Annotated in this window: 19 protein-coding genes; 3 read left to right on the plus strand and 16 right to left on the minus strand. The window is 67.7% G+C overall.

What is annotated here, in order from left to right; all coding sequences use genetic code 11:
* Nucleotides 1-132 precede the first annotated feature (132 nt).
* Nucleotides 133-1,338, minus strand: a complete 1,206-nt coding sequence (locus A8G08_RS12640) for an MFS transporter (RefSeq protein WP_068274267.1) — start codon at nucleotides 1,336-1,338, stop codon at nucleotides 133-135.
* 138 nt (nucleotides 1,339-1,476) lie between these two features.
* On the opposite strand from A8G08_RS12640, the gene A8G08_RS12645 reads away from it, so the two are divergent.
* Nucleotides 1,477-1,959: a PPOX class F420-dependent oxidoreductase gene (locus A8G08_RS12645; RefSeq protein WP_068274269.1), complete on the plus strand. Its 483-nt coding sequence runs from the start codon at nucleotides 1,477-1,479 to the stop codon at nucleotides 1,957-1,959.
* Between the two features lie 75 nt (nucleotides 1,960-2,034).
* Here A8G08_RS12645 and A8G08_RS12650 read toward each other — a convergent pair whose 3' ends face one another.
* From A8G08_RS12650 to A8G08_RS12660, 3 genes are all read right to left on the minus strand, one after another.
* The gene (locus A8G08_RS12650) at nucleotides 2,035-4,320 is read right to left on the minus strand and encodes a polyribonucleotide nucleotidyltransferase (protein ID WP_068274271.1); all 2,286 of its coding nucleotides are present in this window, start codon (nucleotides 4,318-4,320) and stop codon (nucleotides 2,035-2,037) included.
* A gap of 446 nt (nucleotides 4,321-4,766) precedes the next feature.
* Entirely contained in the window at nucleotides 4,767-5,036 is a 270-nt protein-coding gene (gene rpsO, locus A8G08_RS12655) for a 30S ribosomal protein S15 (protein ID WP_068274273.1), read from the minus strand.
* A gap of 148 nt (nucleotides 5,037-5,184) precedes the next feature.
* Entirely contained in the window at nucleotides 5,185-6,153 is a 969-nt protein-coding gene (locus tag A8G08_RS12660) for a bifunctional riboflavin kinase/FAD synthetase (protein ID WP_068274275.1), read from the minus strand.
* A 449-nt stretch (nucleotides 6,154-6,602) separates the two neighbouring features.
* Between A8G08_RS12660 and A8G08_RS12665 the strand changes: the two genes are divergently transcribed.
* Nucleotides 6,603-7,283: a metal-dependent transcriptional regulator gene (locus A8G08_RS12665; RefSeq protein WP_068274282.1), complete on the plus strand. Its 681-nt coding sequence runs from the start codon at nucleotides 6,603-6,605 to the stop codon at nucleotides 7,281-7,283.
* 15 nt (nucleotides 7,284-7,298) lie between these two features.
* Here A8G08_RS12665 and truB read toward each other — a convergent pair whose 3' ends face one another.
* From truB to A8G08_RS12685, 4 genes are all read right to left on the minus strand, one after another.
* Nucleotides 7,299-8,192: a tRNA pseudouridine(55) synthase TruB gene (gene truB / locus A8G08_RS12670; RefSeq protein ID WP_068274284.1), complete on the minus strand. Its 894-nt coding sequence runs from the start codon at nucleotides 8,190-8,192 to the stop codon at nucleotides 7,299-7,301.
* On the minus strand, nucleotides 8,192-8,857 hold the full coding sequence (gene npt / locus A8G08_RS12675) for a 4'-phosphopantetheinyl transferase Npt (RefSeq protein WP_068274285.1): 666 nt from the start codon (nucleotides 8,855-8,857) through the stop codon (nucleotides 8,192-8,194). The genes truB and npt overlap by 1 nt, the downstream gene beginning before the upstream one ends.
* The gene (locus tag A8G08_RS12680) at nucleotides 8,854-9,783 is read right to left on the minus strand and encodes a metallophosphoesterase family protein (protein ID WP_068274287.1); all 930 of its coding nucleotides are present in this window, start codon (nucleotides 9,781-9,783) and stop codon (nucleotides 8,854-8,856) included. Before A8G08_RS12680 ends, npt begins: the two co-directional genes overlap by 4 nt.
* A gap of 94 nt (nucleotides 9,784-9,877) precedes the next feature.
* Nucleotides 9,878-10,684: a tyrosine-protein phosphatase gene (locus tag A8G08_RS12685; protein WP_222844265.1), complete on the minus strand. Its 807-nt coding sequence runs from the start codon at nucleotides 10,682-10,684 to the stop codon at nucleotides 9,878-9,880.
* Nucleotides 10,685-10,751: 67 nt separating this feature from the next.
* Here A8G08_RS12685 and A8G08_RS12690 point away from each other — a divergent pair, with 67 nt between their 5' ends.
* The gene (locus tag A8G08_RS12690; RefSeq protein WP_068274291.1) at nucleotides 10,752-11,438 is read left to right on the plus strand and encodes a rhomboid-like protein; all 687 of its coding nucleotides are present in this window, start codon (nucleotides 10,752-10,754) and stop codon (nucleotides 11,436-11,438) included.
* 147 nt (nucleotides 11,439-11,585) lie between these two features.
* Here A8G08_RS12690 and A8G08_RS12695 read toward each other — a convergent pair whose 3' ends face one another.
* The 8 genes from A8G08_RS12695 to rimP all read right to left on the minus strand — a co-directional run bounded on the left by A8G08_RS12695 (nucleotide 11,586) and on the right by rimP (nucleotide 19,749).
* Nucleotides 11,586-12,938, minus strand: coding sequence for an MATE family efflux transporter (locus A8G08_RS12695; protein WP_068274292.1), 1,353 nt, complete (start codon nucleotides 12,936-12,938; stop codon nucleotides 11,586-11,588).
* 4 nt (nucleotides 12,939-12,942) lie between these two features.
* On the minus strand, nucleotides 12,943-13,935 hold the full coding sequence (locus A8G08_RS12700; protein WP_068274293.1) for a DHH family phosphoesterase: 993 nt from the start codon (nucleotides 13,933-13,935) through the stop codon (nucleotides 12,943-12,945).
* A 9-nt stretch (nucleotides 13,936-13,944) separates the two neighbouring features.
* Nucleotides 13,945-14,409 carry a 30S ribosome-binding factor RbfA gene (rbfA, locus tag A8G08_RS12705; RefSeq protein ID WP_068274294.1) on the minus strand — a complete coding sequence of 155 codons (465 nt, stop codon included), beginning with the start codon at nucleotides 14,407-14,409 and terminating at the stop codon, nucleotides 13,945-13,947.
* Nucleotides 14,410-14,424: 15 nt separating this feature from the next.
* On the minus strand, nucleotides 14,425-14,715 hold the full coding sequence (locus tag A8G08_RS26675; RefSeq protein ID WP_084436146.1) for a DUF503 domain-containing protein: 291 nt from the start codon (nucleotides 14,713-14,715) through the stop codon (nucleotides 14,425-14,427).
* A gap of 107 nt (nucleotides 14,716-14,822) precedes the next feature.
* Nucleotides 14,823-17,684 carry a translation initiation factor IF-2 gene (gene infB, locus A8G08_RS12715; RefSeq protein ID WP_068274297.1) on the minus strand — a complete coding sequence of 954 codons (2,862 nt, stop codon included), beginning with the start codon at nucleotides 17,682-17,684 and terminating at the stop codon, nucleotides 14,823-14,825.
* A 106-nt stretch (nucleotides 17,685-17,790) separates the two neighbouring features.
* Nucleotides 17,791-18,108: a YlxR family protein gene (locus A8G08_RS26680; RefSeq protein WP_084436147.1), complete on the minus strand. Its 318-nt coding sequence runs from the start codon at nucleotides 18,106-18,108 to the stop codon at nucleotides 17,791-17,793.
* A gap of 43 nt (nucleotides 18,109-18,151) precedes the next feature.
* Nucleotides 18,152-19,189 carry a transcription termination factor NusA gene (gene nusA, locus A8G08_RS12720; RefSeq protein WP_068274299.1) on the minus strand — a complete coding sequence of 346 codons (1,038 nt, stop codon included), beginning with the start codon at nucleotides 19,187-19,189 and terminating at the stop codon, nucleotides 18,152-18,154.
* Entirely contained in the window at nucleotides 19,186-19,749 is a 564-nt protein-coding gene (gene rimP, locus A8G08_RS12725; protein ID WP_068274301.1) for a ribosome maturation factor RimP, read from the minus strand. The genes nusA and rimP overlap by 4 nt, the downstream gene beginning before the upstream one ends.
* Nucleotides 19,750-19,768: the final 19 nt, after the last annotated feature.

A 19,768-nucleotide genomic window follows, 5' to 3' on the forward strand; every position in this document is an offset into this window, starting at 1 on the left:
ATCGCCTTCGCGCCCGCCGCGTCGTTCGACCGTCCTCCGGTCCGCGGAAACCTCACCGGGCCGGAAGAACCGCCCACTGCCGACGAGCAGATCCTCCACCGGTCCACCGATACGTGCGGCCATGGACCCTCCTCACGTCCTGTCGGGCTCGCGGGTGTGCAGTCGAAACACGGTGTACAGCAACGCAGCGCCCGCGACGATCGCCAGCAGCAACAAGCCCACCGTGTAGTCGTTGTTCGCCTCGTTGTAGGTCGCGCCCATCACCAGCGGCGGGAAGTATCCGCCGAGACCGCCCGCGGCAGCGACGATGCCGGTGACACTGCCAACGCGGGCCGCGGGTGCGCGCAGACTCACCCAGGCGAAGACACCGCCGGTGCCCAAGCCGAGGAAGACCGCCATAGCGGTGAACGTGGCCCCGGACCAGAAGTCGGCCGGCGGCTGGAAAGTTGCCACCACCGCCATCACCGCGGTGCCGGCGAGCGAGAACACCACCACGAATTTGGGCGGAATGCGGTCGGAGATGGTGCCGCCGATCGGCCGCGCAACGACCGCGGCAAGCGCGAAGGCGGCGGTGCGGGTGCCCGCTCCGACCGCATCGAAGTCGTAGATGGTCTTGATGTAGGTCGGCAGGTAGTTGCTGAAGGCGACGAAGCCGCCGAAGACGATCGCGTACAGGAACGACATCTCCCAGGTGACCGGCAGTTTCGCCGCGGCGGCAAGCTTCGGCACCACCGGGTCGAGGTTCGGTGTGAAGGTCGGCGAGTCGTGCATGACGACGAAACACACCGCTGCGGTGACCGCCAACGCGACCGCGATGATCACGTGCGTTGTCATCAGGCCGAACCAGTTCACGAAGCGCGGCGTGAAGAACGCCGACAGCGCCGTGCCGACCATGCCCATGCCGAAAACGCCGGTCGCGAAACCCCGCCGGGAAGCCGGATACCAGTTGTTCGCGAACGGAATTCCGACCGCGAAGATCGTGCCCGCTATGCCGAGGAAGAAGCCGAATATCAGCAGCAGCGCATAGGAATCGATGCTGCCTGCAAATCCGACGGCGAGTACCGGCAGGATCGAGGCCACCGAGATGGCAATGAACATGACCCGGCCGCCGTAGTGGTCGGTCAGCGCGCCCACCACGATCCGGCCGATCGCCCCGACCAGGATCGGGGTCGCGACCAGCAAGGACGCCTGGGTGCTGCTGAGCGACATCGCCTCCGCGTACCGCGTCGACAGCGGCCCGATCATGTTCCAGGCCCAGAAGTTGATCGCCGACACCCAGGTGGCCAGGATCAGATTGCGCGTCTGCCCCTCGGTGCGCACAACGTTGGCTGTGGTCACGCCCCCAGACAAACAAAAAGCGCGAACCGGCATGGCGATATGGCGAAAACGCGGCGTCACGACCCGGCAACGACCGGCACCCGCAAACCGGCCGCTATGCGGTTGGCGGCGGCAGCGCCTCGCCAGTAGCCTCGCCGAATGGCACGAAAGGTGGCTACCAACCGCGCCGTCGAGCGCGTCGACCTGATCGAATTCCTCCGTCCGCGGCATCGCATGATCCTGGCGACGACCCGCGCCGACGGATCTGTGCAACTCTCCCCGGTGACCGGCGGCGTCGACGCCGAAGTCCGGATCACGATCTCCACGTATCCGGATCGCGCGAAAGCGAACAATGCCCGCCGCAACTCGGCGGTGAGCGTGCTCGTGCTCTCCGACGGGTGGAACGACGCCTGGGTGCAGGTGCACGGCACCGCCGAGGTTCTCGACATGCCGGAGGCGGAAGACGCTCTCGTCGACTACTTCCGGTGCATCTCCGGCGAACACCCCGACTGGGACGAATACCGCGCGGCGATGCGGGTGCAGAACAAATCGATCATCCGCATCACGCTCACCGGTTGGGGACCGATAGCGACCGGCGGCTTCCCCGCCGACATCGCGGCGAAACTCGACGCGGCCGACTAACCAAGGCCCCACAGCGAAAAGCCCCGCACACCAGCCTTGGGTTCAGACGGTGTGCGGGGCTTCGCGTTATGAGCCTCAGGCCTCCGAAGGAGCTTCCGCGGGCGCCTCAGCAGGCGCCGCGCCCTCTTCTTCGACCGGGACCAACGAGATCTTGCCGCGGTTGTCGATATCGGCGATCTCGACGCGCAGCTTGTCGCCGACGTTCACCACGTCCTCGACCTTGGCAATCCGCTTGCCATTGCCCAGCTTCGAGATGTGCACCAGGCCGTCACGGCCGGGCAGCAGCGAGACGAACGCGCCGAACGCGGTCGTCTTCACCACGGTGCCGAGGAACCGCTCGCCGACCTTGGGCAGCTGCGGGTTCGCGATGGCGTTGATCATGTCGATCGCGGCCTGCGCAGACGGACCATCGGTGGCGCCGACGAACACGGTGCCGTCGTCCTCGATGGAGATGTTCGCACCGGTCTGCTCGGTGATCGAGTTGATCATCTTGCCCTTGGGGCCGATGACCTCACCGATCTTGTCCACCGGGACCTTGATCGCGGTGACGCGAGGCGCGAACGGGCTCATCTCGTCCGGGGCGTCGATGGCCTCGGCCATGACGTCCAGGATCGTGGTGCGCGCGTCGTGCGCCTGCGAAAGCGCACCGGCGAGCACCTGCGAGGGGATGCCGTCGAGCTTGGTGTCGAGCTGCAGGGCGGTGACGAACTCGCGGGTACCGGCGACCTTGAAGTCCATGTCACCGAACGCGTCCTCGGCGCCGAGGATGTCGGTCAGCGCGACGTAGCGGGTCTCCCCGTCGACCTCGTCGGACACCAGGCCCATCGCGATGCCCGCGACCGGAGCCTTGAGCGGCACACCGGCGTTGAGCAGCGACAGCGTCGACGCGCACACCGAGCCCATGGAGGTGGATCCGTTGGAGCTGAGCGCCTCCGAGACCTGGCGGATCGCGTACGGGAACTCTTCCTGGCTCGGCAGCACCGGCATCAGCGCACGCTCGGCGAGCGCGCCGTGGCCGATCTCGCGGCGCTTCGGCGAACCGACGCGGCCGGTCTCACCGGTCGAGTACGGCGGGAAGTTGTAGTGGTGCATGTAGCGCTTGCTCTTCTCGGGACCGAGCGAGTCGATCTGCTGCGCCATCTTGACCATGTCCAGCGTGGTGACACCCATGATCTGGGTCTCGCCGCGCTCGAACAGCGCCGAGCCGTGCGCCCGCGGGATGACCGCGACCTCGGCCGACAGCGACCGGATGTCGGTGATGCCGCGACCGTCGATGCGGAACTTGTCACGCAGGATGCGCTGGCGCACAAGCTTCTTCGTCAGCGAGCGGAACGCTGCGCCGATTTCCTTCTCGCGGCCCTCGAAGGTCGGGGCGACCGCGTCGAGGACCTCGACCTTGATCTCGTCGGTGCGGTCGTCGCGCTCCTGCTTGCCGGCGATGGTCAGCGCCTCCGACAGCTTGCCGGACGCGGCGGACTCGACAGCGGCGTACACGTCGTCCTGGTATGCCGGGAACGTCGGGTACTCGCCGGTCGGCTTCGCGGCCTTCTCGGCCAGATCCTGCTGGGCCTTGCACAGGCGTGCGATGAACGGCTTCGCGGCCTCGAGGCCCTGGGCGACGATCGCCTCGGTCGGGGCCTGCGCGCCGCCACCGATGAGCTCGATGACGTTGTCGGTGGCCTCGGCCTCGACCATCATGATCGCGACGTCGGCGCTGTCACCGGCACCCGAGACGACCCGGCCCGCGACGACCATGTCGAACACGGCGGTCTCGAGCTGCTCGACGGTCGGGAATGCGACCCACTGGCCGGACTTGTTGTCCTCGCTGGTCACCAGCGCGACACGCACGCCACCGACCGGGCCGGAGAACGGCAGGCCCGCGATCTGGGTGGACGCCGAGGCGGCGTTGATCGCCACCACGTCGTACAGGTCCTTGGGATCGAGGCTGAGCACGGTCACCACGACCTGGATCTCGTTGCGCAGGCCATCCACGAAGGACGGGCGCAGCGGGCGGTCGATCAGGCGGCAGGTGAGGATGGCGTCCGTCGACGGACGGCCCTCGCGGCGGAAGAACGAGCCGGGGATGCGGCCGGCGGCGTACATCCGCTCCTCGACGTCCACGGTGAGCGGGAAGAAGTCGAAGTGTTCCTTGGGCTGCTTGCTCGCCGAGGTGGCGGACAGCAGCATGGTCTCGTCATCGAGGTACGCGACGACGGCGCCGGCGGCCTGCTGGGCGAGACGGCCGGTCTCGAAGCGGATGGTGCGGGTACCGAAGCTCCCGTTGTCGATCACGGCGACCGACTCGAAGACGCCCTCGTCGACCTCCACTGCGGTGCTGGGCGAATCCTGCGTTTGCGTCATATCTGTTTCTCTCTACCTCTCGTCTTCGCCGTACCCGCGGGACACGACCCAGCCCTCCTGGCCGGTCGTGTGCACCTCGCTCGCGTCCCCTCGTTGTGCTTATGGACGCGGCTGCGTCCCAATCGCCGCGGGACGCGGCTGCGCGGAGGCGGTCATCGATCGAAGCCTTCCGGATCCCCCACGGGTTGGGACCGAAAAGCCACTACCGAAGACCGACGCCACGCCGGGCAGGTGCATACGGCTGTGGTGCGGATGCGCGGCATCCACGTTATGTGTTGAGCCGACCCGCGCTGCGAACTTTCGCACAAAACACGAGTAGCCAACGGGGTAATTCTAGGCGTTACCCAGTTGGCTACTTCGCGAGCGTGTCCGACAGCGGCGGGAGTCGAGTGCCCCCGCAGCGATTCGGCTCGGTATTGCTTTGCCTTATCGGCGCTGTTCCGCGATCAGCGGCGCAGGCCGAGGCGCTCGATGAGCGAGCGGTAACGCGCGACGTCGACCCTCTGGATGTACTTCAGCAGGCGGCGACGACGACCGACGAGCAGCAGCAGGCCGCGACGCGAGTGGTGGTCATGCTTGTGCTGCTTGAGGTGCTCGGTGAGGTCGATGATGCGCTTGGTGAGCATTGCGACCTGCGCCTCCGGCGAACCGGTGTCGGTCTCGTGCAGTCCGTACTCGGAAAGGATCTGCTTCTTCTGCTCGGTGGTTAGCGACACGCTTTACTCCTGGTAATCAAGTCCGCGGGAAACGCCTGGGCGAGCCCAGGCCGATCGGTGTGGCCGCCGCGAACCGCAGCACACACAGCGACCCAGCCTACCAGGGCGTTCTCACGTCACCCAATCGCCCCGAGCGGTACTCCCCAGCTCAGGACCCGGATGCGCTGAGTACCGCGCGGGCCTTCTCGGCGTCACGGCCCATCGCGACGATCAGATCGTCCACCGAATCGAACTTCTCCATGCCGCGCAGGTGCTCGACGAAGTCGACCGCGACGTGCTGGCCGTACAGATCGGCCTCGCCCTCGAGTACGAACGCCTCGACGGTGCGGGTGCGGCCGGAGAAAGTGGGGTTCGTGCCGATCGAGATCGCGGCCTTGGCGCGTTCGCCTGCCGTGACCTCGCCGATCGTCGGGCCAGGCCCGAGCACGGTGAACCAGCCGGCATAGACCCCGTCCGCCGGGATGGCGGCATGCATGGGCGGCGCCACATTCGCGGTCGGGAAGCCGAGCGCGCGACCACGGCCATCGCCGTGCACGACAACGCCTTCCACGCGGTGCGGGCGGCCCAGCGCCTCGGCGGCCGCTTGCACATCACCGGCGTCGACACAGGATCGGATATAGGTCGAGGAGAACGTCACCGCATGCTCCTCGAGCAGCTTGACGCCTTCCACTTCGAAGCCGAACGTGTGCCCCATGTCCTCCATCGTCTCGATGGTGCCGGTGGCTTTCTTGCCGAAGGTGAAGTTCGTTCCGACCACCACTTCCAGCACGTGCAACCGCTCGACGAGCAGATCGTGCACGTAGCGGCCGGGCGTCAGCTTCATGAAGTCGGTCGTGAACGGCATGACACAGAAGACATCGAGACCGAGTTGCTCGGCCAGTTCCGCACGCCGCGACAGGGTGGTCAACTGCGCCGGATGGCTGCCGGGACGAACCACTTCCATCGGGTGTGGATCGAAGGTCATCAGCACACTCGGCACGCCACGGGCCGCGGCCGATTCCACCGCACGCGAGATCAATTGCATGTGCCCGCGATGCATACCGTCGAACACGCCGATCGTGAGAACGCAACGGCCCCAGTCGGCAGGTATTTCGTCGAGCCCACGCCACCTCTGCACATGGGCAGCCTAGGTGAACCGCAGACGCAGCGTCACGTTCGACTCGATTCGGACAGCCCACAGAGGTTTATTCGCCGAGCGGAGGGCACCCCGAAGCATCACTCGCCCCCGCCTGTCGGGGAAGGACGCTCGGCATGAAACCCATACGATTCGCCGCCGCCGGCGGCATGACGGCACTCGCGGTTGAACCCGCGCCCGCCGTCGGCACCCCTGCACCAGCACCGATCGACAACTCAGCGGCGTTCCGGGCCGCACATCCCTCACCTTCCAGCACTCGCCCAGCGGCCTGCGCGTGGGAACACCCAACCAGCGCGAAGCGCGCTGAGTGGCGAATCCGGTATCTCCGGCGCCCGAGCTACGGACCGCAACGCATAGGCGCGGCTAAGCTATTTCGTGTGCCCGGCAAACGACAGCGAACAGGACAGGCCACCGCTACGGTCGCCGCGTCCGTGGAGGCACGCGCCGCACTGACGTCCGTCGCCCAGGACTACCTGAAGGTCATCTGGACGGCCCGCGAGTGGTCCACCGAGCCGGTGTCCACCAAGTTGCTCGCCGAACGCATCGGGGTATCGGCCTCGACAGTGTCCGAGGCGGTGCGCAAACTCGTCGATCAGGGACTGGTCGATCACGCCCGCTACGGCTCGATCCAGCTCACCCCGGCCGGTAGTGCCGCGGCGGTTGCGATGGTGCGCAAGCACCGGCTGATCGAGACGTTCCTGGTGAACGAACTCGGGTACGGCTGGGATGAAGTACACGACGAGGCCGAGGTGCTCGAACACGCCGTGTCGGACCTGCTGATGGCCCGGATCGACAGCAAGCTCGGTCATCCCGAGCGTGACCCACACGGCGACCCGATTCCGTCGGTGAACGGCGACATTCCGACCCCACCCGCCCGCCAGCTCAGCGACCTGGACAACGGCCAGTCCGGCCGGGTTGCGCGCATCTCGGACAAGGACCCGGCGATGCTGCGCTACTTCGACTCGGTCGGGATCGCGCTCGACACCCAGATCACGGTGGTGGAGCGGCGCGACTTCGCCGGCACCGTCGCGATCCGGCTCGGCGAACCGGGAGTCGACCCGGTGGACCTGGGGAGCATTGCCGCACAGGCGATCTGGCTCGTCACGGACTGATCTTCAGCGCGTGCTTCACAGGTTCGACGGACGCACGACCATCACCGAGGCGGCCCTGCGGCCGCTTTCCTCCAGCAACGCGATTGCCCGGCCCGCCGGATCGATCGCGGCGTAAACGCCCTTCATCCCGACCGGCTCGAGCCAGCGGCCGTGCCGCAGATCCTCTGCCTGGGCGTCGTCGATCGATCTGTGCGGGAAGGCGATTCGCGCAACATCGTCGATATCCATGCTTACGCGCGGGTCGTCGGCGATTTCGGCCAGCGTGTGCGCCTGCTCGAGGGTGAACGGGCCGACGCGGGTGCGGCGCAACGCGGTCAGGTGGCCGCCGACGCCGAGCCCGGCGCCGAGGTCCCGCGCCAGCGCCCGGATGTAGGTGCCCGAGGAGCATTCGACCGAGACATCGAGATCGACGAACTGCCCCACGTCGCGGCGGGCGTCGACACCGAAGCGGGACACCGTGACCGGGCGGGCCGGGAGTTCGACCTGCTCCCCCTCGCGGTGCCGGGCATAGGCGCGCTTGCCGTCGACCTTGATCGCGCTCACCGTCGCGGGCACCTGCTCGATATCCCCGGTGAGCGCGGCGATCCCGGCCGCGATGGCCTCGTCGGTACAACCGGACGCGTCGGCGCGCGAGAGTTCCTCCCCCTCGGCGTCGTCGGTCGTGGTCGCGGCGCCGAGCCGGATCGTCGCGGAGTACGCCTTGGTGGTGAGCGCGAGCAGACCGAGCATCTTCGTGGCGCGCTCGACTCCGAGTACCAGCACCCCGGTGGCCATCGGGTCGAGCGTGCCCGCGTGTCCAATCTTGCGGGTTTTCAGCAGCTTCCGGCACTTCGCAACGACATCGTGGCTGGTCATGCCGCCGTCCTTGTCGACGATCAGCAGGCCGGCGCCACCGATGGGATCACTCATCACGACACCACGATCGCGGCAAAGATGTAGCCGTCGGTAATCAGCCAGCGCCCATCGAAGGAGGCCAGTGGCGGACCAGCAAGGGCTTTGCCGTCGATCAACAGATCGCTGTGGAAAGTGCCCGTGGCGGTGCTGTCGGTCGATTCGGTGGTCTCGAAGGTGATGTGCGCGTCCTCGAACCCGAGCCAGCGCTCGGTGACCGGGAACCACGCCTTGTACGTGGCCTCCTTCGCACAGAACAGCAGCCGGTCCAGATGCAGGCCGGAATCGTTGCGAGACAACCACTCCCGCTCCGCGGGCAGGCTCACCGCATCGAGCACCCCATCCGGCAGCGGCTCGTGCGGTTCGGCGTCGATACCGACCGAGCGGAACCGCATCGCATGCGCGAGCACCGCGGCCTGGTAGCCCTCGCAGTGCGTGAGACTGCCGACGATGCCACTCGGGAACAGCGGTTGCCCCTTCTCCCCCTTCATAATCGCGGCCGGCGGCTCACCGAGCTTGCCGAGCGCGATCCGGGCGCAATGCCGGGCACCGATGAAATCGCGGCGGCGCTTTTCCACGGCGCGAGCGATCAGCGGCTCCTCGGCAGGAAGCGGGACAAGACCGGCGGGAAACTCGCGCAACTCGGCCGACGCGACGCCCGCGGGCAGGATCTGTTCGATCATCGAGTCTTTGCCCGCATCTTCTCGACCTCGGCCTCCATCTCGGGCGTCACCTTGAAATGTCCGCCCCACTTGTTGAGTGCGCCCGGCGGGTACTCCGGCACCGGCAGGATCTGGCGCAGCAACTGCTCGGGCAGTCCGCGCCGCTGCCACTCGCGCGGGTAGCCGACCGAGACCTCCTCGAAGCGAACGCCGTCGTAGTAGGTCGTGCGCGGGATGTGCAGGTGGCCGTACACGGAGCAGACCACGTTGTAGCGCTTGTGCCAGTCCGCGGTCTCGGTGGTGCCACACCACAGGGCGAACTCCGGGTAGAACAGCACCTCGGTCGGCTGGCGCACCAGCGGCCAGTGGTTGATCAGGACGAGCCGGGTGTCCGGCGGCAGCGCGTCGAGGCGCTCACGGGTCTGCTGAAGCCGCGCACGGCACCATGCGTCGCGAGTGACGTACGGCTCCGACGCGAGCAGGAACTCGTCGGTGCACACGACGTTCTTGTCGCGTGCGATCTTGAGCCCCTCACCCTTGTTCGTCGCCCCGCTCGGCAGGAACGAGTAGTCGTAGAGCAGGAACATCGGCGCCAGCGTGATCGGACCGGATTCGTCGTGCTCCCACACCGGGTACGGATCTTCGGGCGTGATCACGTCGATGTCGCGGCACATATTGACCAGGTAGTCGTAGCGCGCCGCGCCGTGCATCTGAACGGGATCCTTGGCGGTCGTCCACAGTTCGTGGTTTCCGGGCACCCAGATGACCTTGGCGAACCGGCTGCGCATCAGTTCGAGAGCCCAGCGGATGTCGTCGGTCTTCTCCGAGACATCGCCGGCCAGGATCAGCCAGTCCTCCGGCGAATCGGGCTCGATCTGTTCGGTGATCGGCCGATTGCCCCGGTGACCGACATGAATATCGCTCACCGCCATCAACTTCGGTGCCATGGTTTCAACTGTGCCGTATCGGCACCCCGTACCGTGCCCGCGGGTCCGGGCAGCGCGACTCGGCCGGGCGTATTCGCAGGTGAGCGCGTGTGCGTCAGGCGGGCTCGACGAAGATGTCGCGAAGGCCGGCCATGGTCGCCTCGTCGAACCCCAGCCCCGACGCGAAGTAGCCCTCGATATCACCGAACCGGGTGCGCATCTCCGCGATGCCGGTTTCCAGGTACTCCTGCCGTACCCCGAGGATCAGCGCAAGCACCGCCGGATCGCCGCCGCCCTCCGCGAAACGCTCGAAAAGCGGCGCGAACGAGGGCAGCAACTCCTCGTTGGTCAGCAGGTAGTCGCTCATTACGTCGGCGTCGTCGACACCGAGCAACATCAGCAGCGCCGCGGCGCCCCAGCCGGTGCGGTCCTTGCCGGTGGTGCAGTGGATGAGCGCGGGATGCCCCTGCGGGTCGACGAGGTCGGTGTACACCGTGCGGTACGCGGAGAGTGCGCTGTTCGAGCCGACGATATTCCGGTAGCTCTCGGCCAGTCCCTCCTTCGCCGCCGCGCCGTCACCGAGCAACTTCGCCGCGCCGGCGGGGTCTTCGAGCAGTTCGAGCAGGTGTGCGGCCGCGGCGCCCATGCTGTCGGCGAGCACATCGGCGACCACGTGCCGGGTGCCCTCGGGCAGATTGTCGGGCTGTGCGGTGCGCTCGTGCTCGGTGCGCAAGTCGAACACGGTGCGGATACCCAGCGCGGCGAACGAGTTCACGCCATCGGCGTCGAGCCGGTTGAGTTCCACGGACCGGTAGAGCATGCCGCGGCGAACCCGGCCGCCGTCGGAGGTCGGCCAGCCGCCGACATCACGCAGGTTGGGCAGGCCGGCGATGCGGATCGGGGCACCCGTGGGACGGCTCATGCGCATGATCCTGCCAGCCCAATCACGGGCGCGTACGATCGCGCCAGAGCTGTGACGGGGAGAACCCATGGCGCACAACGCCGAACGCACCAGCCGATGGACAGCGGGATTCGCGGCGGTCCGCAACTACATCGCATCCGCGCCCGTGACCTACGCGTGGCTGGCAATCCTGCTCGTCACGACGATCGTGCAACACCGACTGTCGCCCTCGGCGCTGAACACGGTGCTCGGCGAGCGATCCACGAATCTGGCCCATCTCGCGAGCGATCCGCTGCACGTGCTGGTCAGCAGCCTGTTCTGGATCGACGGCGGACGCTGGCTGCCCTACCTCGTGCTCTTCTCGATCTTCCACGCCACCGCGGAACGCTGGCTCGGGGCGTGGCGATGGCTGGCCGTCGGCCTGACCGCGCATGTCCTCGCCACGTACATCAGCGAGGGGTCGCTCGCCATCGCGATCGACCGGGGCATGGCGAATCCCGCGCTCGTTGATACCCGCGATATCGGGGTCAGCTACTTCCTCGCGGGTGTCATCGGCGTGCTGACCTACCACGTCGCCGGGCGGTGGCGCTGGGTGTATCTCGCCGCGGTCCTGATCGTCTATGGCACGCCGTTGCTGGTGGACCTGAACTTCACCGCGGTGGGCCATTTCAGCTCGGTGCTGATCGGGCTCGCGTTCTACCCGATCACGCGGGGACGAGGTGAGCCGATCGACCCGGTACAGGTGTATCGGGGGCGGCGGCGTCAAACCGTTTGACCCGTCTGCGCTGCACACCTCGGCCGGTGAACGGAAGAAATGTTGCGTTGAACGGAGTGAACGCTTCCGTTCACTCCGGTCGAGGGAAACGTTCGGGCAATCAGTGAATGGAAGATTTGGTGCGTTCAGCGGGACGAATGCTTCCATTCACCCCGCGGTTTCGGGGCGCGCCCGCCGCTGAATATCGGTGCCGACGACGGCCCACTTCCCGGACGCGGTGCGCCACACCACGCTCAGCGTGCGCAGCGCGAGGAACAGGAACAGGCCGGTCCAGATCCCCGCCAGCCCCCAGTCGAACGCCAACGACATCCAGATGAGCGGCAGGAAGCCGACCACCGCGCTGCCGAGAGTCGCATTGCGCAGGAACGCCGCATCGCCCGCGCCGAGCAGCACGCCGTCGAGGGCGAAGGCGACACCGGCGAGCGGCATCACGGCAACGAAGAACCACCAGGCGATGCCGACCTGGTCGAGGACCTCGGGATCAGCGGTGAAGATCTGCGGGATCACCGCATGACCAGCCGCGAACACCGCGGCGAGGACGAGAGAGAACACCGTGGACCACGCGGTGATCCGCCAGGCCATCCGCTTGGCTTCCGGCGCGTGGCCGGCTCCCAGCGCCGCACCGACCAATGCCTGCGCCGCGATCGCGAGCGAATCCAGGGTCAGCGCAATGAAGTTCCACAGCTGCAGCACCACCTGATGGGCGGCAACAGTCGCCGCGCCGAAGCGGGACGCGACGGCGGCGGCGGACACGAAGCAGGCCTGGAACGCGAGGCTGCGAGCGATGAGGTCCCTGCCGAGGACGAGTTGCTTGCGCATCACCGTCGGATCGGGCCGCAGGCTCTCCCCCTCGCGGACGAGTGCGCCGACGAACAGCACGGCCGAGATGGACTGTCCCGCCACATTGGCGATCGCGGATCCGACGAGCTCGAGCCGCGGCGCGCCCGCAAGGCCGTGCACGAGCAGCGGGCACAGCACCGCCGATACGACCAGGCCCGCGATCACAAAACGCAACGGGCGCAAGGTGTTCTGCACACCGCGCATCCAGCCATTACCGGCCATGCCGATGAGGATCAGCGGCGCACCGAACAGGCCGACCCGCAACCATTCGAGGGCCTCGGTCGCGATGTCGTCGCTGCCCGCGATCAACTCGGTGACCGGGGCAGCCAGCGCCTGCATCACAATGACGATGACCGTGCCGATCCCCAGCGCCAGCCACGTGGCCTGAATGCCCTCACGCACCGCGGCGGGCCGGTCACCCGCGCCATGCATGCGGGCGGAGCGGGCGGTGGTGCCATAGGACAGGAAGGTCAGCTGAGTGCTGACCAAAGTGAGGATCAGGCCGCCGACCGCGAGGCCCGCGAGCGCGAGTGCGCCCAAGCGGCCGACGACCGCGGTGTCGAAGAGAAGGTAAAGCGGTTCGGCGACAAGTACACCGAGCGCCGGTAGGGCAAGGCCGAGGATCCGGCGCGCGCCCGCGTCCGCATCCGTTTCGGCCACCGTGTCAGCCCAGCGCGGCGCGAAGTTCGGCGACGACGGCCTCGGCCGAACCGTGGGCGGTGTAGCCCGCGGCGAACCGGTGCCCCCCGCCGCCGCGTCCGGTCGCGATTGCGCCGATATCCACGTTGTCACGCGAGCGCAGCGACACCGACCACTCACCGGGCCGGGCGGCAACCTGCTTGAACACGGCGGCGATGGACGCCTCCGAGGTGGTCCGCACGATGTCGATCACGCTCTCGACTTCCTCGGAACGCAATCCGGCCGCGTACTCGGTGCGCACGATCGCGTATACCAGGCCGTCACCGCCGTGTGCCTCGGGCACCAGGGTGGCGGTGCCGAGCACCCGCGAGAGCATCGGCAGCCACCCGAACGGATGGGTGTCGAGCAGGACGCGGGTGATCTCCTTGCCGTCGATTCCGGTGGCCAGCAACCGATCTGCGAAGGCGTGCGAACCGGGCTGCACCCAGCGGAACGAGCCGGTGTCGGTGACGAGACCAGCGAACAGGCAGTGCGCGATGTCGCGGTCGATGGGGATACCGAGCTCATCGAGCAGCCGCGCCACCACCGAGCTCGTCGACTCCGCGGAGTCGTCGATGACGTTGAGCGCACCGAAATGCTGATTGGACCGGTGGTGGTCGATGACCACAGACGTACCCGCGCTTGCGAGCCGGTCGCCGAGCGAGCCGAGCCGCCCCTCGCTCGCACAGTCGACGGTGATCACCAGATCCACCTCACGCGCGACTTCTGTTGCAGGAACGACGAATTCGACACCGGGCAGGGAGCGCATCGAGACCGGCACCTCGTCCGGCTCCGCGAACGCGACCTGCACCGCAACGCCCCTGCGCCCCAGTGCGATCGCGAGGGCAAGCCCGCTGCCGAGCGAATCGGCGTCGGGGTTGACGTGACACAGCACGGTCACCGTTTTCGCGGCGTCGATAGCTGCGAGCGCAGCGGCCAGATCGGGCACAGCCGTTCCGGCGTCGGAGAGCGCTGTCATTCTTCTCCGCTACCGGGCTTCGCTGGTGTCGTCGTCGCCATCGGTTTCGGCGCTCTTGTACGGATCCGCGTCACCGGCAGGCACCGCATTCGCACGGACCTGGGCAACCGCGTCATCGGCCTCCCTGGCGCGCGCAAGCAGTTCGTCCATGTGGCGGGCCACATCGGGAACCTTGTCGTACACGAACGTGAGCGTCGGGGTGAAGCGCACTCCTGTGCCGGCGCCGACCTTCGACCGCAGTACGCCCTTGGCCTTTTCCAGCCCGGCAGCGGCGGAAGCGAGATCCGGTTCCGCGTCGATCTCGGCGCCCATGACCGTGTAGAACACGGTGGCATCGCGCAAATCGCCGGTCACCTTTGCATCGGTGATGGTGACAAAGCGCAGCCGCGGATCTTTGATCTCGTGTTCGATGGCAGTGGCGACGATCGTCGCGATCCGCTTCGCCAGTCGTACTGCTCTCGGATGGTCGACCATGACGTTTCGCCCCTTTCAGTCTTCCGGACCGAAGATCCGCCGCCGCACGGCAAGCAGTTGCAGTTCGGGCCGCGCGGCCACGTGCCGTTCGCACCTGTCGAGTACCTCGTTGAGGTGACTCATACCGGAGCTGGCGACCGCTACACCGAGCAAACTCCGGCGGTATCGATCCAGTTCGCCCGCCTCGACGGCGCACACACCGAATCGCTGGAGTTCGGCTAGCACCGGCCGTACGACGGACCGCTTTTCTTTCAATGAACGCACATCACCGAGGAGGACGTCGATCTCGAGCGCGCCGAGGAACAACGCAGCCTCCTTCCGACGACTCCGTGCGCGGCCTCCGAGCTTTGGTTCGGCTCGGCTACGGAAGCCGGGCCGACCAGGCTCGTCAACCGCGCACGGTCACATCGTGTCTAGTCGCGCGGCTTCTCGCGCAACTCGTAGGCCTCGATGATGTCGCCTTCCTTGATGTCGTTGTAGGTCAGCGTGAGGCCACATTCGAAGCCCTCGCGCACCTCGGTGGCATCGTCCTTCTCCCGCTTGAGCGAGGAGATGGTCGTCGTCTCGGCGATAACCACGTTGTCGCGCAGCAGGCGCGCCTTCGCGTTCCGCCGGAGAATGCCACCGGTGACCATGCAGCCGGCGATGAGACCGACCTTCGACGACCGGAACAGCGCCCGGATCTCGGCCCGACCCAGCTCGACCTCTTCGTAGACCGGCTTGAGCATGCCCTTGAGGGCCTTCTCGATCTCGTCGATCGCCTGGTAGATCACCGAGTAGTACCGGATGTCGACGCCCTCGCGGTTGGCCAGCTCGGTCGCCTTGCCCTCGGCACGCACGTTGAACCCGATGATGATCGCGTTCGACGCCGAGGCGAGGTTGACATTGGTTTCGGTGATGCCACCGACACCGCGGTCGATGACGCGCAACTGCACCTCGTCGTCGATCTCGATGCCGAGCAGCGCCTCTTCCAGGGCCTCGACGGTACCGGCGTTGTCGCCCTTGAGGATCAGGTTGAGCTCGCTGGTTTCCTTCAGCGCGGCATCCAGATCTTCCAGGCTGATCCGCTTGCGGCTACGCGCAGCGAGCGCGTTGCGCTTGCGGGCGTTGCGGCGGTCGGCGATCTGGCGAGCGATCCGGTCCTCGTCGACCACGAGCAGGTTGTCGCCTGCACCCGGCACCGACGTGAAGCCGATGACCTGAACCGGCCGCGACGGCAGGGCCGCCTCGACGTCGTCGCCGTGCTCGTCGACCATGCGGCGCACACGGCCGTACGCGTCACCGGCGACGATCGAGTCGCCGACGCGCAGGGTTCCGCGTGCGATGAGCACGGTCGCAACCGGGCCGCGGCCACGGTCGAGGTGCGCCTCGATCGCGACACCCTGGGCCTCCATGTCGGGGTTGGCCCGCAGGTCGAGGGATGCGTCTGCGGTGAGCAGCACAGCCTCGAGCAGCGCCTCGATGTTGGTGCCCTGCTTGGCGGAGATGTCGACGAACATCGTGTCGCCGCCGTACTCCTCTGCGACCAGGCCGTACTCGGTGAGCTGACCACGGATCTTCGCCGGGTCGGCGCCCTCCTTGTCGATCTTGTTCACCGCGACCACGATCGGCACGTCGGCCGCCTGGGCGTGGTTGATCGCCTCAACCGTCTGCGGCATGACGCCGTCGTCGGCCGCGACCACGAGGATCGCGATGTCGGTGGCCTTCGCGCCACGGGCACGCATGGCGGTGAACGCCTCGTGACCCGGGGTGTCGATGAAGGTGACCAGACGCTCGGCGTCTTCGAAGTCGACGCCGACCTGGTAGGCACCGATGTGCTGGGTGATGCCGCCGGCCTCGCCCTCACGAACGTTCGCCTTACGGATCGTGTCGAGCAGGCGGGTCTTACCGTGGTCGACGTGACCCATGACGGTCACCACCGGCGGACGCGACTCGAGGTCTTCCTCGGTGCCCTCGTCCTCGCCGTAGGTGAGGTCGAACGACTGCAGCAGCTCGCGGTCCTCGTCCTCCGGGCTGACAACCTGGACGACGTAGTTCATCTCGCCGCCGAGCAGCTCGAGCGTCTCGTCGTTCACCGACTGAGTGGCCGTGACCATCTCGCCGAGGTTGAACAGCGCCTGGACCAGGGCTGCCGGGTTCGCATCGATCTTCTCGGCGAAGTCGGACAGCGAAGCGCCGCGGGCAAGCCGGATGGTCTCGCCGTTGCCGCGGGGCAGCCGCACGCCACCAACGGCGGGCGCCTGCATTGCGTCGTATTCCTGGCGCTTCTGCCGCTTCGACTTGCGGCCCTTGCGCGGAGCGCCACCCGGACGCCCGAAGGCACCCGCGGCACCGCCGCGACCACGGCCACCGCCGCCACCGCCACCACCGGGACGACCGCGGAAACCGCCGCCACCACCGGCTGCGGGCGCGCCGCCTGCACCGGGAGCACCGCCACCACCACCGCGGTAGCCGCCGCCACCGCCGCCGGCGCCGGCCGGACGGCCGGGCGCACCACCGGGACGACCCGGGCGACCTGCGCCACCGGGCGCGGGGCGTGCGGAGCGAGCAGGCATGGCACCCGGGTTCGGGCGCGGGGGCATCGAGCCGGGGCTCGGACGGGGACCGCCCTGGCCCGGAGCCGGACGCGGACCGCCCTGACCGGGAGCCGGACGCGCGCCGCCCTGCGGACGGGGACCGCCCTGACCGGGCATCGGACGCGGGCCACCGGGACGGGGAGCACCCGGTGCCGGACGCGGCGCGGGACGCTCGACCGGAGCCGAGGAGTACGGGTTGTTACCAACGCGCGGAGCCTTCGGACCGGGCTTCGGTCCCGCCGGCGCTGCGGGCGCGGCCGGGGTCGCGCTGGCCGCTGGGGCAACGGGAGCCGCCGGGGCCGGAGCCTGCGGGCGCGGAGCCGGAGTAGGCCTGGGCGAAGACACCTCGGGCGCGGCCGGGGCCTCGGCGGCGGGCGCGGCCGGAGCTGCCGGCGCAGCGGTAGCCGCAGGTGCGGCGGGTGCTGCCGGGGCCGGACGCGGGCCGGGACGCGGACCCGAGGACGGACGCGGGGTCGCCGAACCGGCCGGCTTGGCGGCAGTCTCGGCGGACGTGCCGTTCTTCGGCGCGGCGGGGGTCTTGGTTCCGAAAGATTCACGCAGGCGACGAGCGACGGGTGCTTCCACCGTCGACGACGCCGATTTCACAAACTCGCCCTGCTCCTTGAGCGTTGCGAGTAGTTCCTTGCTTGTGACACCGAGTTCTTTGGCCAACTCGTGCACGCGGGCCTTGCCTGCCACTGCTCTCCTCACTGAGAGGTCGAGCGCGACATTCCCGGTCTCCGGGGGCCCACACGACCTCGGGTTATCTCCGATGGACGTTCATCGTTGGTGCTTCACGGTGTGCTCATGAGTGCTCGTGCCTGTTCTCTAGGTACTGCTCAACAGCTGAGATATCCAAATGTCCGGACACTCGTAATGCTCTGCCGAATGCTCGGCGCCGCTCTGCATTGCTCAGGCATCCGGTCTCCGGGTGCAGCCACGCACCCCGTCCTGGAAGCCGTCGCTGCGGGTCCGGCACGATTACCCAGCCTTTCGGCCCGCTCTCTCGTGCAACAACCCGCAGCAGGTCGACGGACAGCTCACGCTTCCGGCATCCGACACACGTTCGCACCGGTAATGAGGTGCGATTGCGAGCGGAAACCGGAGGCTCATGCTGAACCATCGACTACTCTACCGCTGATTTGGCCCGAACTCCGCATCCGGCCCTACAGCCTGCCGACGCCGGGGCCCGCAGGCCGGTCCGCTTCCGCAGCGCCCGTGGCGGCGTCACTCCGAATGTCGATTCGCCAACCGGTGAGCCGTGCAGCGAGACGTGCGTTCTGGCCCTCTTTACCAATGGCAAGTGACAGCTGGAAGTCCGGCACGATCACCCGCGCAGCGCGGGCATCCGGGTCCACAACTGTGACCGATACAACCTTCGATGGCGACAGCGCATTCCCGACGAACCTCGCCGGGTCGTCGTCGTAATCGATGATGTCGATCTTCTCGCCGGCGAGTTCGCTCATCACGTTGCGCACCCGCTGACCCATGGGGCCGATGCACGCGCCCTTCGCGTTCAGCCCGGCGACGTTGGACCGCACGGCGATCTTCGAACGGTGCCCCGACTCGCGGGCAACCGCGACGATGTCCACGGAGCCGTCCGCGATCTCGGGCACCTCGAGCGCGAACAGCTTGCGCACCAGATTCGGGTGGGTCCGCGACAGTGTGATCTGCGGGCCGCGCGCGCCGCGGGAGACGCCGACGACGTAGCACTTGATCCGGTCGCCGTGTTCGTAGGTCTCGCCCGGCACCTGCTCGGCCGGCGGGATCAGGCCGTCGGCGCCGTTCGCGTCACTGCCGATCCGCACCACGACGGTGCCGCGCGCGTTGAGGCGGCTGTCGCGCTGAATGACACCGCCGACGATCTCGCCCTCGTGTGTGGCGAACTCACCGAAGGTGCGCTCGTGCTCGGCGTCGCGCAGCCGCTGCAGGATGACCTGCCGCGCAGTTGTCGCAGCGATCCGGCCGAATCCCTCAGGGGTGTCGTCCCACTCCTGAAGGAGGTTGCCGTCCATGTCGGTCTCGTAGGCCATGACACGCACGACCCCGGTCTTGCGGTCGACGTCGATGCGGGCATTGGGCTGATGCCCCTCGGTATGCCTGTAGGCGGTGAGCAGTGCGGACTGAATTGTCGCGATCACCGTCTCGATCGAGATCCCCTTCTCGGCCTCGATGGCGCGCAGCGCGGCGATGTCGATGTTCATTCGTCGGTCCCTTCGTGCTCGAGATCTACCGGCGCCGCACCCGGTGCCGGCCGCCCCTCGGCGACCCCACCGGTCAATTCGAGTTCGCGGGCATTCGGCGGCGAGAACTCCACCTGCACGACCGCTCGCTCCACCTCATCGAGCGCGAGCGCCCGAACGGTGGGACCGGACTTGCTGCGGATCACGATGTCGACCGAGCCGTCGTCGAGTTGCCCGACGCGGCCTTCGAAGGTCTCGGTCGCGGTCTGCACCTGCACTTTGCGCCCCCGCGCTCGGCGCCAGTGCCGCTCGAGCGTGAGCGGACGATCGGTCCCGGGAGTGGTGACTTCCAACGTGTATGGCGCCGCGCCGAAATCATCGATCGTGTCGAGTTTCGCAGACACTTCGTTGCTCAGGGTCGCGATTTCGTCAAGCGATACCCCAGCTTCGCCGTCGACCAGGATCCGGACGGTGCTCAGCCTTCCCGCGCGACTGATCTGAACCCCTTCGAGATCGAACCCCAGGCCTTCGATCACGGCGGCGACGAGGTCGGACACCTTTTCCTCGGACGGCATCGGCATCTCTCGGGCTCCTGGTTCA

It is taken from the genome of Aldersonia kunmingensis, assembly GCF_001646865.1.
GTDB classification, from domain to species: Bacteria; Actinomycetota; Actinomycetes; order Mycobacteriales; family Mycobacteriaceae; genus Aldersonia; species Aldersonia kunmingensis.

What these genes read in the sequence shown, in the direction of transcription:
- A8G08_RS12645 (WP_068274269.1), top strand. Translation starts at nt 1,477, where the DNA reads ATGGCACGAAAGGTGGCTACCAACCGCGCCGTCGAGCGCGTCGACCTG.
- A8G08_RS12650 (WP_068274271.1), bottom strand. Translation starts at nt 4,320, where the DNA reads ATGACGCAAACGCAGGATTCGCCCAGCACCGCAGTGGAGGTCGACGAG.
- truB (WP_068274284.1), bottom strand. Translation starts at nt 8,192, where the DNA reads ATGAGTGATCCCATCGGTGGCGCCGGCCTGCTGATCGTCGACAAGGAC.
- npt (WP_068274285.1), bottom strand. Translation starts at nt 8,857, where the DNA reads ATGATCGAACAGATCCTGCCCGCGGGCGTCGCGTCGGCCGAGTTGCGC.
- A8G08_RS12680 (WP_068274287.1), bottom strand. Translation starts at nt 9,783, where the DNA reads ATGGCACCGAAGTTGATGGCGGTGAGCGATATTCATGTCGGTCACCGG.
- A8G08_RS12685 (WP_222844265.1), bottom strand. Translation starts at nt 10,684, where the DNA reads ATGAGCCGTCCCACGGGTGCCCCGATCCGCATCGCCGGCCTGCCCAAC.
- A8G08_RS12690 (WP_068274291.1), top strand. Translation starts at nt 10,752, where the DNA reads ATGGCGCACAACGCCGAACGCACCAGCCGATGGACAGCGGGATTCGCG.
- A8G08_RS12700 (WP_068274293.1), bottom strand. Translation starts at nt 13,935, where the DNA reads ATGACAGCGCTCTCCGACGCCGGAACGGCTGTGCCCGATCTGGCCGCT.
- rbfA (WP_068274294.1), bottom strand. Translation starts at nt 14,409, where the DNA reads ATGGTCGACCATCCGAGAGCAGTACGACTGGCGAAGCGGATCGCGACG.
- A8G08_RS26680 (WP_084436147.1), bottom strand. Translation starts at nt 18,108, where the DNA reads ATGGTTCAGCATGAGCCTCCGGTTTCCGCTCGCAATCGCACCTCATTA.
- nusA (WP_068274299.1), bottom strand. Translation starts at nt 19,189, where the DNA reads ATGAACATCGACATCGCCGCGCTGCGCGCCATCGAGGCCGAGAAGGGG.
- rimP (WP_068274301.1), bottom strand. Translation starts at nt 19,749, where the DNA reads ATGCCGATGCCGTCCGAGGAAAAGGTGTCCGACCTCGTCGCCGCCGTG.